The sequence below is a fragment of the Plantactinospora solaniradicis genome (assembly GCF_042658085.1).
Classification (GTDB): Bacteria; Actinomycetota; Actinomycetes; order Mycobacteriales; family Micromonosporaceae; genus Plantactinospora; species Plantactinospora solaniradicis.
In genome coordinates this window covers 132,148-147,010 of sequence record NZ_JBHSPR010000060.1, presented here as the reverse complement: position 1 = coordinate 147,010, position 14,863 = coordinate 132,148, and the positions used below count along the sequence as shown (strand labels likewise).

Sequence of the window (14,863 nt, the reverse complement as noted above, 5' to 3'; positions counted from 1 at the left end):
TACCGAGCGCTTCCGACGGATTACCGTCATTTGTTTGCGTCGCCGGTCGTCGAGCTGCTCACGGCGAACCCCCCCGACGCGGGTCGGAGGGGTTCGATCAGAGGGCTGGAGTCAGCGAGGAGCAGTCGACGGCCGGAGCGCGATCGCCCGGAGGAAGATGTCACCGATCTTCGCCGGGTCCTCGGTGACGAAGACGCCGCCGCCGGTCACCTTGGTGATCGAGTCCAGTTCGGCCTTGTTGACCTCGTTGCCGATACCGATGATCACGACCTGGATGGGGCGATCCGCATCCTCGATCCGCTTCAACTCGGCGAGCAGCGCGGCCTGGCTGATGCCGTTGTCGTCGTCGTTCTTGCCGTCGGTGAGCATCACGATCGAGTTGACCCGGCCGGGCTCCCAGTCCTCCTGGACCGCCTTGTAGCCGGCGAGAATCGTGTCGAACAGACCGGTGTCGCCGCCGCGTTTGGGCGCGATGCCGGCCAGCCCGCTCTCCAACTTGCCGCGCGAACTGGACAGTGGCCCGATCGGCACCAGGGAACGGTAGTCCCGGGTGCCGACCAGCTCCGTGGAGAAGACCCACAGGCCGAGAGCCCACGAGTCGTCGAAGAGCCCGAGCCCGCGCCTGGCCGCCTCCAGGGTGACCTTCATCCGGGTGGCGTTGTTCGCGGTCGGCACCTTCGCGTTCATCGAGCCGGAGACGTCGATGATCGCGAGCATCCGGCCGGACTGGGTGGCGACCGACCAACTGGACAGGACCTGCTCGATCGCCGCCGCGTTCGCGCTACCGGCCGCCGTACCCCCGGGGTTCGGCCCGGTGCTCGGCGTCGGCGAGCTGCCCGCCGGGCTCGGCGCGCCGCGCGGGGCGACGAAGCCCTCCCCCCAGGTCCCGTCCGGAGCCCGCAGTCCCTGCCCGGCCAGCCGGCTACGGAAGCCCGAACTGTCCAGCGCGGCGAACAACTGCTCGGCGGCGGCGACCTTGTCCGGCTCGGTACCCGGCATCACGGCGAACGGGTAGTCGAGCGACAACGGCGCGGGTTGGAGATAGAGCGCGGCGAGCGGGATCGGCGGCTTCTTCTTGTTGAACTCGATGACGTCCTCTTCGGAGAGCGCCGCGGCGCCGAGGCTGGACGCGATGGACGCCGGATCGGTCGCCCGGGGGAACCGCGCGATCAACTCCTCGCGGACGGCCGACCGGCCGGTGGCCAGTGCCCGCAGCGCGGCCGTGGTCGCCTGTGTCGCCTGGGCTCCCGACGACTGCGCGGCGATGGCCAGCGAGAGCAGGCCGGACAGACCCGCCGCGTCCCGGCTCGGCTCGACGATGCCGGTACGGAGCCGGGTCCCGGTGGTGATGGTCTTGAGCAGGTCGGCCCAGCCGAGCTGCTTCTGCGGCCAGCCGACGGTGGCGGCGACCGGCTCCGGCATGGCCACCACGACCGGGCTGCGCGCCACCGAGGTCCCGTTCTGCGGTTGGAACGCGGGCGCCTGCTGACGCAGTCGGAGCAGCCAGCTGGACGAGTCCGGCAGCCACACGTTGGGCAGCGTCGCGCCGCCGCTGGCCTGGCCGACTCCGGACAGCGACACGCCGTGCTGGCCGGCGATCGCGGCGGCGACGTCCACGGACTCCGCCGCGGTGACGTCGACCGCGACGCAGAGACCGTCGACCGCCGCACCGTCGGCCACCAACTGGGCGGCGCTGGCCTGGACCGCCGGAGCGATCTCGGGTGCCGCGGCGAGCGACAGCTTCAGCTCGCCCGTGCAGTCTGGACCGGCCCACCGCTGATAGCCGAACCACCCGCCGACGGAGACGACAAGAACGAGCGCCATCGCAACGACGATGGCGCCGGTCCCACGGATACTGCTACGCATGCGATGGCGGCCAGGCACCTGACCATCTTGCGGGGTTCTGCGAAGTCGTGCCAGAGGCGAGTGGCGGAATGTTACCCAGCCGTCTAAGTCTTTATGAAGAAACTTTACCGGTGGTAACCGGACGACGTCTTACTGTCGAGTAGATCGCCCAGGAAGGCCGGATCAGCCCACCAACCGCGTAAAAAGATCTTATCCATATTTATGCAAGAATTAAGGACCTGTCCCCGAGTACACACGTCGGGCTGGCCACCTCGACCCGGATGGTCGCCGCCGACGGCACCCCGGTCCCCCGGTCGAGCGGAAACACCGCGACCACATCGGTCCGCTCCTCCGCAACGTAGAGGTACCCGCCGAGCAACGCCAGATGCCGTGGCCAGTCACCGGCACCGGAGATCTCCGCCACGTAGCGCGGCAGGTCGTCGTCGAGGGCGTACACCGCGACGGTGCCGACTCCCCGGTTGGCCAGATACAGGAAACGTCCGTCCGGGCCAACCGCGATCTCGGACGGTTGGACGAGTCCGGACCGCCGGCTCGCCTCGATCCGACCACGCTCGGTCAGCCCGTCGGCGCCGTCCCAGCCGTACGCCGTCACGGAGGCGTCCAGCTCGCCGGCCACAAAGCACCGCCGACCGTCGGGGTGCCGGGCCAGGTGCCGGGGGCCGGTCCCGGGCTGGGTGCGTACCCGGGCGGTCTGCCGCAACCGGCCGGCTGGATCCCGCTCGTACCGGTAGATCGAGTCGGTGCCGAGGTCGACCGCGAGCAGGCCCGCACCGACCGGATCGGGCGAGACCATGTGCGCGTGCGGTCCGTCCTGCCGATCCGGTACGACACCGCTCCCGTCGTGCGTGACCAGGTCCGTACGCTCCTGCGGCGTCCCCGTCGCGTCCAGCGGGTGTACGGAGACGCTGCCGCTGCCGTAGTTGGCCACGAACAGGAACTCCCCGCCCGGGTCGACCGCGACGTGACAGGGGCTGTCGCCGCCGGTGGACCGGACCGAGAGCGGTGTCAGCGCACCGTCGGAGTGGATCGTCCAGGCGCTCACGGTGCCGGCGGTCAGCTCGTTGACCGCGTACAGCACGGGCAGCCGGGGATGCCGGGCCAGAAACGACGGTGACGGCGTGGTGGCGACCACGCCGAGAACGTCGAGCCCACCGCTCACCGCGTCCCGGCGGGCCGCGACGATGCCCGTCCCGCGCCCCCCGCTCTCCGCCGTGTAGCAGCCGATATGAACGATCCCGGTGCCGTCGGACATCCGTCGCTCCCATCCCCGGCCCCACCCCACGGTCGGGCCGCTCCGCTCACGATCAAACCAGAGAGCGCCGGAGGTTGCCGGCGGTCGCCGGTCCCGTCGCGGAAAGGTGGCACCGGTGGAAGGCATTTCCGGCGGAAGGCATTTCCGGCCGGCCGGCTGGCCGTAAGGGATCTTTTCCGCTCGTCCGCCTTTCCTATAGGATCTTCGATCGTGAACGGTCTGCTGCGCCCCGCCCGCCGGACCACGCTCGCCGACGACGTCTACGAGTCGGTACGGACGCTGGTGATGGACCACGCCGTAGCGCCGGGCGAACGGATCAACATCGACGCGCTGGCCCGTCGCCTGGAGGTCTCACCCACCCCGGTCCGTGAGGCGCTCGCCCGGCTGGAGTCCGACGGCCTGGTCCGGAAACGGCCCCTGGCCGGCTACACCGCGGCGCCGCTGCTCACCCGGGTGGAGTTCGACGAGTTGGTGGAGATGCGGCTGATCCTGGAAACGGCGGCGGCACGCCGGGTCGCCGAACGGGTCGCCGAACGAGGCGCAGGACGAGGCGCCGAACGAGGCGCTGACGCAGCTCAGCAGTCCGACGGGCTGGCCGACGAGTTGGCCCAACTCCGTCGGGAGGCCGAGTTGCCCGACCCCGTACCCGGAACCGAAGGCTTCGCCGCGATCACCGCGTTCACCGCCCAGGACGCGCGCTTCCACCATCTGCTCGCCGAGCGGTCCGGCAACCGGATGCTGCACGGGGCGGTGGTCCGGCTCCGCGCCCACCTGCACCTCTTCCGGCTGCACTTCCCGGCCGCCCACTACGGGACCAGCGGCCGGGAACACCTGCGGATCGTCGACGCGGTGGCCACCGGGGAGCCGGATGCCGCCGGCTCGGCGATGCGCGGTCACCTGCTCGCCGCCGCCGACCGGCACCTGCCGTTCTTCGAAAGGTCCTGACCCGTGCGCATAGCCCTCTTCGTGACCTGCGTCAACGACCTGGTGTTCCCGGGCACCGGACGGGCCGTGGTACGCATCCTGGAACGGCTCGGACACAGCGTCGAATTTCCCCTCGAGCAGTCCTGCTGTGGGCAGATGCACGCCAACAGCGGATACCGGGCCGAGTCGCTACCGCTGGTCCGTGGCTTCGTCGACACCTTCACGGGGTACGACGCCGTGGTCGCCCCGTCCGGCTCGTGCGTGGCGATGGTGCGCGACTCGTACCCCCGGTTGGCCAAGCCGGATCCGGGTCTCGCGGCGGCGGTCACCGACCTCGGACCCCGGGTCTACGAACTCTCCGAACTGCTGGTGGACGTGCTCGGGGTGACCGACCTCGGCGCCTCCTTCCCGCACCGGGTCACCTACCACCCGACCTGTCACGGCCTGCGGATGCTGCGACTGGGCGACCGGCCGCTGCGACTGCTGCGCGCGGTACGCGGGCTGGACCTGGTCGACCTGCCCGGCGCCGAGGAATGCTGCGGCTTCGGCGGAACCTTCGCGGTGAAGAACGCCGACGTCTCCGCCGCGATGCTCGCCGACAAGTGCAGCGCCGTCTGCGACACCGGCGCGGCGTACGTGGCGGCGGCCGACAACTCCTGCCTGGCGCACATCGGCGGCGGCCTGTCCCGCCGCAGCCGGTCGAGCACGGGCCCGGGCGTACGCGCCATCCACTACGCGGAGATCCTCGCCAGCACGGAGGAGGAGCGGTCATGACCGAGCGGAGCGAGGAGAAGCCATGACCGGTGGTACGGGGAACATCGTCGCGCCGCTGCCGTTCCCGACGGCGGCCCGACGCGAGTTGGCCGACGGGCAACTCCGGGCCAACCTGCGCCGGGCCACTCACACCATCCGGGACAAGCGGCTCCGGGTGGTCGGCGAGGTACCCGACTGGGAGGCGCTGCGCCGCTCCGGTGCGGCGATCAAGGACGACGTGCTGGCCCGGTTGCCGGAGCTGCTGGAACAGTTCGAGGCGGCCGCCACCGCAGCGGGTGCGACGGTGCACTGGGCCCGGGACGCGACCGAGGCGTGCGCGGTGGTCACCGGACTGGTCCAGCAGACCGGCAGCACCGAGGTGGTCAAGGTCAAGTCGATGGCCACCCAGGAGATCGGACTCAACGAGGCACTCGCCGAGGCCGGCATCGCGGCGGTGGAGACCGACCTGGCCGAACTGATCGTGCAGCTCGCCGACGACACCCCGTCGCACATCCTGGTGCCGGCGATCCACTACAACCGCCGGCAGATCCGGGACATCTTCGCCAGCCGGATGCCGGGAGTGGACGTCGGTTCGCTCACCGACGAGCCGGCCGCGCTCGCCGAGGCGGCCCGCCGGCACCTGCGGGCGAAGTTCCTCAGCGCCCGGGTGGCGATCTCCGGCGCCAACTTCGCGATCGCCGAGACCGGCACCCTGGCGGTCGTCGAGTCCGAGGGTAACGGGCGGATGTGCCTCACCCTGCCGGAGACGCTGATCTCCGTGGTCGGGGTGGAGAAGTTGTTGCCGACCTTCCGCGACCTGGAGGTCTTCCTGCAACTGCTGCCCCGTTCCTCCACCGGCGAGCGGATGAACCCGTACACGTCGCTGTGGACCGGGGTGACGCCGGGGGACGGGCCGGGCACCGTACACATCGTGCTGGTGGACAACGGCCGTACCGAGACGCTCGCCGATCCGGTCGGTCGGCAGGCGCTGCGCTGCATCCGCTGCTCGGCCTGCCTGAACGTGTGCCCGGTCTACGAACGGGTGGGCGGGCACGCGTACGGGTCGGTCTACCCGGGACCCATCGGCGCGATCCTGTCGCCCCAGATGACCGGGCCGGACGCTGGCGCGAACCGCACCCTGCCGTACGCCTCGACGCTCTGCGGCGCCTGCTTCGACGCCTGCCCGGTGCGGATCGACATTCCGGAGGTACTGGTCCACCTGCGCCAGCGCGGGGTGGATGCCCGCCGGGGCCGACCGTCGGCGGAACGGACCGCGATGCGGACGCTCTCCTGGGTGATGCGGGACCGTCGGCGGTACGCGGCGGCGCTGCGGGCTGCCCGACGTGGCTCGGCGCCGCTCCGGTGGACCGCCGGGCGACGGGGTCAGGTGCGCCGGCTGCCGTGGCCACTGTCGGCCTGGACCGCGAGTCGGGACGCCCCACTGCCGGCCGCCGAGACGTTCCGGGACTGGTGGGCCGGTCGGGACCCCACGGCTGGTCGGGACCACACCGCTGGTCGGGATCGCGCCGCCGGTCGGGATCCCGTTACGGATGGGGAGGGCGATCGTGACCAAGGCTAGCCACGGCTCCGCCCGGGACGAGGTCCTCGCCCGGATCCGGGCCGCCCGGCCCACCGAGCCGGTACCAGTCCCCCGGGAGTACCGCACCGCCCCGGTCACCGGCACGCGCGACGACGCGCAGTCCGGTCGGGACCGGGTGGAACTGCTGATCGACCGCCTGGTCGACTATCGGGCAACGGTACGACGCTGCGAACCGGACGGGGTGGCCGACGCACTGGCCGAACTGCTGGGCGAGGTGCCGACGGTCGTCGTACCCGAAGGGGTGCCGGCGGGTTGGCTGTCGACGTACCCGGGCGGGATCCGTCGGGACGGTGACCCGGACCCGCTGACCGTGGCCGACCTCGACGCGCCGGGGCTGGCCGTGCTCACCGGATGTGCGGTGGCGATCGCGGAGACCGGGACGCTGATCCTGGACGGCGGCCCGGATCAGGGTCGCCGGCTGCTGACCCTGGTCCCCGATCACCACGTGTGCGTGGTACGCACCGACCAGGTGGCCGGCGGGCTGCCGGAGGCACTCGCCCGGCTCGCCGACCCGACCCGACCGCTCACCCTGGTCTCCGGGCCGTCGGCGACCAGCGACATCGAACTCGACCGGGTGGAGGGCGTGCACGGCCCTCGGCGGCTGGAGGTGCTGATCGTCGGCGGCTGACGTCGCCCCGGTGCCGGCGCCGAGGTCTCCGTCAGCCGGCCGGTACCCGCTCGCCGCGTCGCTGCGCGACATGCTCGACGAGGGCGACCAGCACCACCTTGCCCGACTGCCGCTCGCGGGCGTCGAAGAGTACGACGGGCACGTCCGGGTCCAGGTCGAGCGCGGTACGTACCGCGTCGATGCCGAACCGTTTGGCGCCGTCGAAGCAGTTGACCGCGACCACGAACGGGATTCCCCGCCGTTCGAAGTAGTCCACCGACGGGAAGCAGTCGGCGAGCCGACGGGTGTCGGCGAGCACCACCGCACCGAGTGCCCCGAACGCCAGCTCGTCCCAGAGGAACCAGAAGCGGTCCTGCCCCGGGGTACCGAACAGGTAGACCTGGAGGTCCTCGTTGATGGTGATCCGACCGAAGTCCATCGCTACCGTGGTGGTCTGCTTGCCCTCCACGCCGTACAGGTCGTCGGTGCCGATCCCGGCGTCGGTCAGCACCTCCTCGGTCTGCAACGGACGGATCTCGCTGACCGAACCGACCAGGGTCGTCTTGCCGACCCCGAACCCACCGGCGATGAGGATCTTCAGCGCGATCGGAATCCGTCGCCTCGCCGTCTCCTGGTCAGAGCGCCCGGAGTCCATTGACCACCGCCTTGAGAATGTCGTCGTCTGGGAACTGGCGCGACGCGGGCGGCTCGTACATCGAGATCCGGTCGCTGGCGAGCAGATCACCGAGCAGCACGCGTATCACGCCCACCGGCAGATTGAGGTCGGCGGCCAGGTCAGCCACGGAGATCGGCCGCTGCGCCATCGAGACGATGGCCTCATGCTCCGGCTGTGGCGGCGACTGCTCGCCGCCACTCGCGGGTGGAGCGGCCACCACGAAGGCCATCAGGTCGAATCCACCGGCGGCCGGCTGGACCCGCCCTCCGGTCATCGTGTACGGACGCACCACCGGCCCGGCGTCGTCGTCCAGCCAGTCGTGGTGTGGTCCCGGCGCCTCACTCCGCATCTGCCGGCGCCCTCGGTGATCGGCTCGGCGCCGTCAGGTTCTGCCCGACCCGGGTCACCAGCATCGCCATCTCGTACGCGATGACCCCGATGTCGGAGGCGGCGCTGGCCAGTACCGCCAGGCAGGCGCCCTGTCCGGCGGCGGTGACGAAGAGGAAGGCCGACTCCATCTCGATGACGGTCTGGCGTACCGGCCCGGCCTGGAAGTGTCGACTCGCTCCCTTCGCCAGGCTCTGGAAGCCGGCAGCCATGGCCGCCATGTGCTCCGCACCCTCCTGGCTCAGGTCCTGCGACGCGGCCATCAGCAGCCCGTCCGAGGAGAGCAGCACGGCCTGCTGCGCGGACGGTACGCGCTCCACGAGATCGTCGAGCAGCCAATTGAGATCCGCGCCCGGCCTCGTCGTGTGCACCACTCACCCGTCCCCTTCAGAATTTGTGGAACCCGGATCGGTGACCCGGGCGGAGGTATCAGAGGTTTCGCCGGATGGCGGCGGGCCGGCGTCGCGGCGCCCCCGCGCCGTACCCGCCTGTAGCGCCGACATCACGGCCCGGACCTGCTCCGGGGTGCGCGGCGGCGGCTCGTCCAGCGACTCGTCGGCGACCGGCCCCACCCCGTCGCCCGCCATACCCCCGGCGGTCCGGTCGCGAACGATCCGGTCGCGACCGGCACGGTCCGGCGCGGCACCCGGACGGTTCCGCAACTGCGGCGCGAGGTTGGTCTGCCGGATTCGCCGGGGCAGGCCGTCCTCGCCGATCGGCGCGGCCGCCGGGCGCACCGGTCCGCCCGCCGTGACGACCGGGATTACCACGGTGTCGTCGGTCATCCCGGTCGTCACGGCGCCGCCATCCCCGGTCCTGGCACCGCCCGCCGGCTGTTCAAGACCGCTGCCCGCCGGCTGCTCGACAGCACTGCCCGCCGGCTTCGTGACCGCCTTGGCCGACGGCTGCGTGGCGGCGCCACCCTCGGCACCGGTACCGGCGGCTCCGGCCCCCGTGGCACCGGCCCCGGTGGCACCGGACGTCCCGAGCCGGGAATCGGCGGCATCCGGCCGCACGGCGGCGGGATCGGTGGCACCGGGCCGCACGGCACCGGCTCCGGCCTTCGCGCTGGCAGCGACCAGGGCCTCCAGGGCGGCGCCTGCCTTGCGCCGGGGCCCGAGCCCGGACCCGGAGCCGGACCCGGAACGCGGGGTCGGCGCTGCGGAACTCGACGCGGCCGAACTCGGCGCTGTCGAACTCGACGCGGCCGAAGTCGGCGCTGTCGAAGTCGGCGGTGCCGGCCGGTTCGGCGACGGACTCGCCGTCCCGGTGTCCGTCGCGTCGGACCGGTCGCCGGGCAGGGCCGATGTGCCGGCGTCGGGCTCCACCAGCTCACCGGGGATCAGGACGACCGCGGTCACCCCGCCGTACGGGGATGCCCGCAGCTCCACCTGGACACCGTGCCGGGCACCGAGCAGCGCCACCACGAACAGGCCGAGTCGGGCGCTGTTCGCCGGATCGAAGTCCGGCGGGTCGACCAGCCGGCGGTTGGCCTGCTCGATGGCCTCGGCGGTCATGCCCAGGCCACGGTCCTCGATCTCGATCGCATAGCCGCTCGACACCTCGTGACCCGTGATCTGTACCCGGGTGTGTGGCGGCGAGAACGACGTCGCATTCTCGATCAGCTCGGCCAGCAGGTGGATGACGTCACCGACCGCCCGGCCGGCGGTGGCGGCCGGCGGTATGTTGACCAGGTCGACCCGCGCGTAGTCCTCGACCTCCGAGATCGCTCCCCGGATGACGTCCACCATGGACACCGGGTTGCGCCAGCCACGCCCGGGTGCCGCACCGGCGAGTACGACCAGGTCCTCGGCGTGTCGCCGCATCCGGGTGGCCATGTGGTCGAGCCGGAAGAGGTCGGCCAGCTCGTTCGGTTGGGCCGCCCGCCGCTCCATCCGGTCCAGCAGCGCGAGTTGGCGATGGAGCAGGGTCTGGCTACGCCGGGCGATGTTGAGGAAGACGTCCCGGAGACCACGCCGCAGGGCGGCCTCGTCGATCGCCGAGGCGATGGCGGTCTGCTGCACCTCGCTGAACGCCTGGCCGACCTGACCGATCTCGTCCTGGCCGTAGTCGAGCGGTGGCGCCTCGCGCGCGACGTCCACCTCCTCGCCCTTACGCAGGCGCCCGACGACGTCGGGTAGCCGGTCGTTCGCCATCGCCAGCGCCTCGGCCCGCAGGCTGGTCAGCCGCCGGACCAGTGACCGGCCGATCCGCAGCGCGATGACTCCCGAGACCAGTACGGCAGCGAATCCGAGCAGGCCGGCCAGCCCCAGCCGGACCAGAATGCCCAGCGCGACCGGCCGGCTGCGTTCGGTCAGCGCCTGGGCTCCGTCGAGTTCGAACTCCCGCAGTTCCCGCTGGACCTGTTCGTAGCTGCTCTGCCAGGCCCGGCCGGCGACCGGCAGGGCGGAACCCGTGCCACCCCGGCCGATCAGATCGTCCTCCATCCGACGTAGCCGGGTGAACGAGTCGCCCTCGGTGAGTCGCTGGTATGCGGCCCTGTCGGCGTCGGGAAGGTCCGCGATCACCTCGGCGTAGAGGAACCGGTGGGTACCGATGATCTGCACGATCTGGGCGTGCTCCCCCGGGCCGAATCGCCCGGCGCTGAAAACTCCGGCGAGCAGCGCATCGGCCTGGGCGAGGACCTCGCGGGCCCGGCCGAGTTCGGTGAGGCTGCGGGCCTCCCGGTTCAACGTCTCGTCGGGCAGCGTGTTCAGGGCGGTGAACGTCCGGAACGCCGCGTCGATCATGCCGCTGTAGAGCCCCAACGCCCCGCTGGCGTCGACGGAGCGTCGGTCGATGAACACCCGTCCGGACGGCAGTGAGTCAACGGCGGTGAGGAGTTGGTCGACCCGGGCGTCGAGCAGGTCACCCGTGGAGTCCCGGAGGTCGTCGCTCGACACACGGCGACGGAATTCGGCGATGGCCCGGTCGGTGCGTGCGCGCTGGTCGGTCAGGGCCGGGGTGGCGTTCCGGTCGGCCAGTTGGACCACCGAGAGTCGTCGTTCCTGCTGCAACTCCACCACGAGGGCCTCGCCCGGCCGCCCTATCTCGTCGAGGAGGGTCCGGGTGGCGAGCAGGCTCGACGCGGGTCCCACGGTGAGCGTTGTCGCAAAGATCCAGAGCGCCAACAGCGCGACGATCGGCACGGCGACCAGCGCGACGATCTTCGAGCGGATCGGCCAGTTCTGGGTTTCCATCAGACCTCGCCGGAATGGATGCGTCAGGGGCGACACCCGAACCGGCCACCCGCGGCTCCGGCCAGGATCCGAGGGTCACGGGCGCGCGTGCCTTCGGCAGGATACGTAATCGAGGGCTCGCGCACTACTGGACGACGGGTTGTCGAGTTGATCGTATCGGTCAGATAAATTGATAACTGTCTTTTTTAATAGCGCGCTCCGACTCCCCCGGATGCATCTTCGCCGATCCAATGTGCCGGGTGACCACCCCGAATCCGGCGCCTAACGAAGACCGCGGCCGGGCTCGCATTGCCGGCGGAGCCCACACGTCGGCGAACGGGCCGCGGCGGGTGGGCCGGCAACGACGCCGCTCCCACCCGCCCCGATACTCCCGACCGCTACGACACGGTCACGGTGGGTTCGGCCCGCTCCGGAACCGGCCGGTCCGGACCGGTACGGCCGATCCGGCGCACCCCGAACGCGATCACCAGATACGGCACGGTGAACAACGCGAAGATCACACCGTGGCCGGCGACCACCGAGGCGACGGCGTAGCCGCCGTACACACCGATCGTCACCACATCCGTGCCCAGCCCGGCCAGCGAGGTGACCGTCGCCCGGGTCGGCCCGGTGATGCTCTCCTGGAGCCGTACGTCGGCGACCAGGCTCGCCATCTGCAGGGCGCAGAACGCCACGGCGATCAGCACGAATCCTCCGGCCCGACCGCTGAGCGCGCCGGCGGCCAGTACGACGGCGGCGAAGGCGATCGTGGCGGCGAACCGGCCGGTCGACAGCCGCTGTCCGATCGGGGTCAGCAGACCGCCGAGCATGACTCCGATCCAGACCAGCAGCACCAGCAGCGGTACGGTCGACGGCGCGGCGACGTCCCCGGCCAGCAGTGACACGTACTCCTCCAGCGCGCCCCAGATCGCGGCCATCGCCGGCAGGAACAACAGCGCCCGCCGTACGGATCTGTCGGTCCTGGCCTCGGCGAGCCCGGCCCGCAGGATCGACAGGTAGCCCGACGGCCCGGACCGGTCGTCGTCCCCGGACCGGTCGTCGTCGCCGGTCTGCTCGGCCGGCACGGTACCGGCCTCCCGGATCCGTTGTTCCGGCAGCGCCAGGCCCACCGCCGCGCAGAGCAGCGAGCCGAGCACACTCGCCACGCCCACCGCCGGATAGCCGCCGGTGGCGAACACCGGGGCCGCGACCGCGGTGGCCAGCAACGCGCCGAGCAGGCCGAGCGTGCTGGCCCGGCCGATGACCCGCCCGTACCGGTCGGCCAGGCCGAGTCGGTCGAGTTCTTCGTAGACCAGCGCTTCGGAGGCGCCGGACTGGAGCGAGCTGCGCGCTCCCCACAGCACGAACCCGAGCGCGAACACCCAGTACGAGGGTGCCGCGACCCACAGTCCGAACCCGACGGCCCCGAGCAGTGGCGCTCCGGCGAGCAGCAGCCGTCGGGAGACCATGTCGGCCCAGACGCCGGAGGGGACCTCCAGCAGGATTCCGGTCAGCGACCAGATGACGAAGAGCGAGGAGATCTCGGCGACGGAGAGTCCGGTGTCGGTGAAGAGCAACGCGTACACCGGGTAGAGCAGGACGAAGTCGTCCAGGAACGCGTACAGGTAGAAGGTGACGGTCAGGCGCCGCGCGGCGCTCGCCGCCGCGCGTGGTGCGGAGATGAGCATGAGGCCTTCCCACGGGGACGATTCGGACATGGGTCACGAAGGTCCCGGCGGTGCCCGGCAGCGCGTGCCGTGGCGGCCTCTGGTCGAGAACTAATGTCGATGTCTCATGCGGGTCAGTCTAGGCGCTCGGCCGGCGCCACAGGGGGCGGCGCGGAGCCGGTCCGGCCGGTGCGGATACGGCCCGACACCGACGCGGAACCGGCCTGGCGCCGGTATGGATACGGCCCGACGCCGCCCCCTCGACGGAAACCGGGCGTCGGTCAGGCGCTGACCGAGAGCCCAAGTCCCTCGGCCACCCGGCGCCCGTACGACTCGTCGCACTGGCCGAGGTGCCAGATCATCTTTTCCTGGATGTGCTTGTCGCACTGGCCCAGCAGGTTGACCAGGTTCTTCACCAGGTCGTCCCGCTCCCACTGGGGCATGGTGCGGAACCGCTCGCCAGCCTGGGCGTAGTCGTTCTGCCGTTCGATCGGTGCCCGCATGATCTGCCCGGAGACGTACGGCCGGTACTCCCGGTACGACTCGTCGGCCTGGCCGAGGCCGGCGACCGAGGACGGCTCGAAGTTGATGTGCGGGTTGCCGCCCCGGTTGTCCACCCCGTACGACATCTGGCCGCCGGACTGGTTGGTGCTGACCGGTACGTCCTCCCGGGGCGCGTTGACCGGCAACTGGAGGTAGTTCGAACCGACCCGGTAACGCTGGGTGTCGGAGTACGAGAAGGTCCGGCCGACCAGCATCTTGTCGTCACTGAAGTCCAGCCCGTCGACCAGCACGCCGGTGCCGAACGCGATCTGCTCGTTCTCGTTGTGGTGGTCGGTGACGTTGCGGTTCAGCGTCATCACACCGACCGGGCGCAGCGAGAAGACGTCCTCCGGCCAGGTCTTGGTGTCGTCCAGCGGGTCGAAGTCCAGTTCCGGGTGCTCGTCGTCGCTCATGATCTGGACGTTGAGCTCCCACTTCGGGTACTCGCCGCGCTCGATCGCCTCGTAGAGGTCCTTGGAGGCGTGGCCCAGGTCCTGGCCCTGGATCACCGCCGCCTGCTCCTCGGTCAGCGACTCGATGCCCTGCTGCGACTTCCAGTGGTATTTGACCAGCACACCCTCACCGGCGGCATTGACCATCCGGTAGGTGTTCACCCCGAACCCGTCCTGGGTCCGGTAGTTGGCCGGGATGCCACGCGGGCTGAACAGCCAGCTCAGCATGTGCATCGACTCGGGCGTGTTCGACATGAAGTCGAAGATCCGGTTCGGTTCCTGTCGGAACGTCACCGGGTCCGGCTTCAGCGAGTGGATCACGTCCGGGAACTTGATCGCGTCCCGGATGAAGAAGACCGGCAGGTTGTTGCCGACCAGGTCCCAGTTGCCGTCATCGGTGCGGAACTTGACCGCGAAGCCGCGCGGGTCGCGGGTGGCCTCGGAGGAGTCCCGACCGCCGATGACGGTGGAGAACCGTACCGAGACCGGGGTCTTCTTGCCCTTGGACTGGAACAGCTTGGCCCGGGTGTACGTCGCCGCCGGCTCGTCACCGATGGTCCCGTACGCCTCGAACTCGCCGTGCGCGACGAAGCCGCGGGCGTGCACCACCCGCTCCGGGATCCGCTCCCGGTCGAAGTGGCTGATCTTCTCCAGGAAGTGGTAGTTCTCCAGCGTCGCGGGCCCTCGCGGCCCCACGGTGCGCTGCTGCTGGTTGTTGTGCACGGGATGACCCTGGCGGGTCGTGAGCGTCGGCTTGGTGGCCTCGGGATCGCTCATCGGTCTCCTCCTGTCGGTGCATCTTCCTGGCAGTCGGGGCAATGGCCCCCGAATGTGATCTCGATGTGGTCCGCCCGGGAAGCAGACGTTTTCGTCGGGTTCAACTTTTTCGTCGCGTTCGACTTTTCGTCGCGTTCAACGCGGGGTCCGGACTCCGCGGTCCGCGCCACCTCGACGATC

At 70.8% G+C, this 14,863-nt stretch carries 12 protein-coding genes; 4 read left to right on the top strand and 8 right to left on the bottom strand.

Annotated features, from left to right (window positions below):
• Positions 1–111 precede the first annotated feature (111 nt).
• Complete coding sequence (locus tag ACFP2T_RS40265; RefSeq protein ID WP_377431929.1) at positions 112–1,824, bottom strand: VWA domain-containing protein; 1,713 nt, start codon at positions 1,822–1,824, stop codon at positions 112–114.
• A 241-nt stretch (positions 1,825–2,065) separates the two neighbouring features.
• Positions 2,066–3,118 (bottom strand): lactonase family protein, encoded by a 1,053-nt coding sequence (locus ACFP2T_RS40260; protein WP_377431926.1) that lies wholly within the window; start codon positions 3,116–3,118, stop codon positions 2,066–2,068.
• A gap of 210 nt (positions 3,119–3,328) precedes the next feature.
• Here ACFP2T_RS40260 and ACFP2T_RS40255 point away from each other — a divergent pair, with 210 nt between their 5' ends.
• Genes ACFP2T_RS40255 through ACFP2T_RS40240 form a run of 4 tightly spaced genes read left to right on the top strand, consistent with a single transcriptional unit; the run spans position 3,329 to position 7,023 of the window.
• On the top strand, positions 3,329–4,063 hold the full coding sequence (locus ACFP2T_RS40255) for a GntR family transcriptional regulator (protein WP_377431923.1): 735 nt from the start codon (positions 3,329–3,331) through the stop codon (positions 4,061–4,063).
• A gap of 3 nt (positions 4,064–4,066) precedes the next feature.
• The gene (locus ACFP2T_RS40250; protein ID WP_377431920.1) at positions 4,067–4,816 is read left to right on the top strand and encodes a (Fe-S)-binding protein; all 750 of its coding nucleotides are present in this window, start codon (positions 4,067–4,069) and stop codon (positions 4,814–4,816) included.
• Between the two features lie 22 nt (positions 4,817–4,838).
• Entirely contained in the window at positions 4,839–6,374 is a 1,536-nt protein-coding gene (locus ACFP2T_RS40245) for a lactate utilization protein B (RefSeq protein WP_377431917.1), read from the top strand.
• Positions 6,361–7,023 (top strand): LutC/YkgG family protein, encoded by a 663-nt coding sequence (locus tag ACFP2T_RS40240; protein ID WP_377431914.1) that lies wholly within the window; start codon positions 6,361–6,363, stop codon positions 7,021–7,023. The genes ACFP2T_RS40245 and ACFP2T_RS40240 overlap by 14 nt, the downstream gene beginning before the upstream one ends.
• 31 nt (positions 7,024–7,054) lie before the next feature.
• Here ACFP2T_RS40240 and ACFP2T_RS40235 read toward each other — a convergent pair whose 3' ends face one another.
• The 6 genes from ACFP2T_RS40235 to ACFP2T_RS40210 form a co-directional block, all read right to left on the bottom strand.
• On the bottom strand, positions 7,055–7,657 hold the full coding sequence (locus ACFP2T_RS40235) for a GTP-binding protein (protein WP_377431911.1): 603 nt from the start codon (positions 7,655–7,657) through the stop codon (positions 7,055–7,057).
• Complete coding sequence (locus ACFP2T_RS40230; protein ID WP_377431909.1) at positions 7,638–8,027, bottom strand: DUF742 domain-containing protein; 390 nt, start codon at positions 8,025–8,027, stop codon at positions 7,638–7,640. The genes ACFP2T_RS40235 and ACFP2T_RS40230 overlap by 20 nt, the downstream gene beginning before the upstream one ends.
• A complete protein-coding gene (locus tag ACFP2T_RS40225; RefSeq protein ID WP_377431906.1) occupies positions 8,017–8,439 on the bottom strand; it encodes a roadblock/LC7 domain-containing protein in 423 nt (140 codons plus the stop codon). Before ACFP2T_RS40225 ends, ACFP2T_RS40230 begins: the two co-directional genes overlap by 11 nt.
• The gene (locus ACFP2T_RS40220) at positions 8,440–11,265 is read right to left on the bottom strand and encodes a sensor histidine kinase (RefSeq protein WP_377431903.1); all 2,826 of its coding nucleotides are present in this window, start codon (positions 11,263–11,265) and stop codon (positions 8,440–8,442) included.
• A gap of 377 nt (positions 11,266–11,642) precedes the next feature.
• On the bottom strand, positions 11,643–12,932 hold the full coding sequence (locus ACFP2T_RS40215) for an MFS transporter (protein WP_377431901.1): 1,290 nt from the start codon (positions 12,930–12,932) through the stop codon (positions 11,643–11,645).
• 260 nt (positions 12,933–13,192) lie between these two features.
• The gene (locus ACFP2T_RS40210; protein ID WP_377431898.1) at positions 13,193–14,683 is read right to left on the bottom strand and encodes a catalase; all 1,491 of its coding nucleotides are present in this window, start codon (positions 14,681–14,683) and stop codon (positions 13,193–13,195) included.
• Positions 14,684–14,863: the final 180 nt, after the last annotated feature.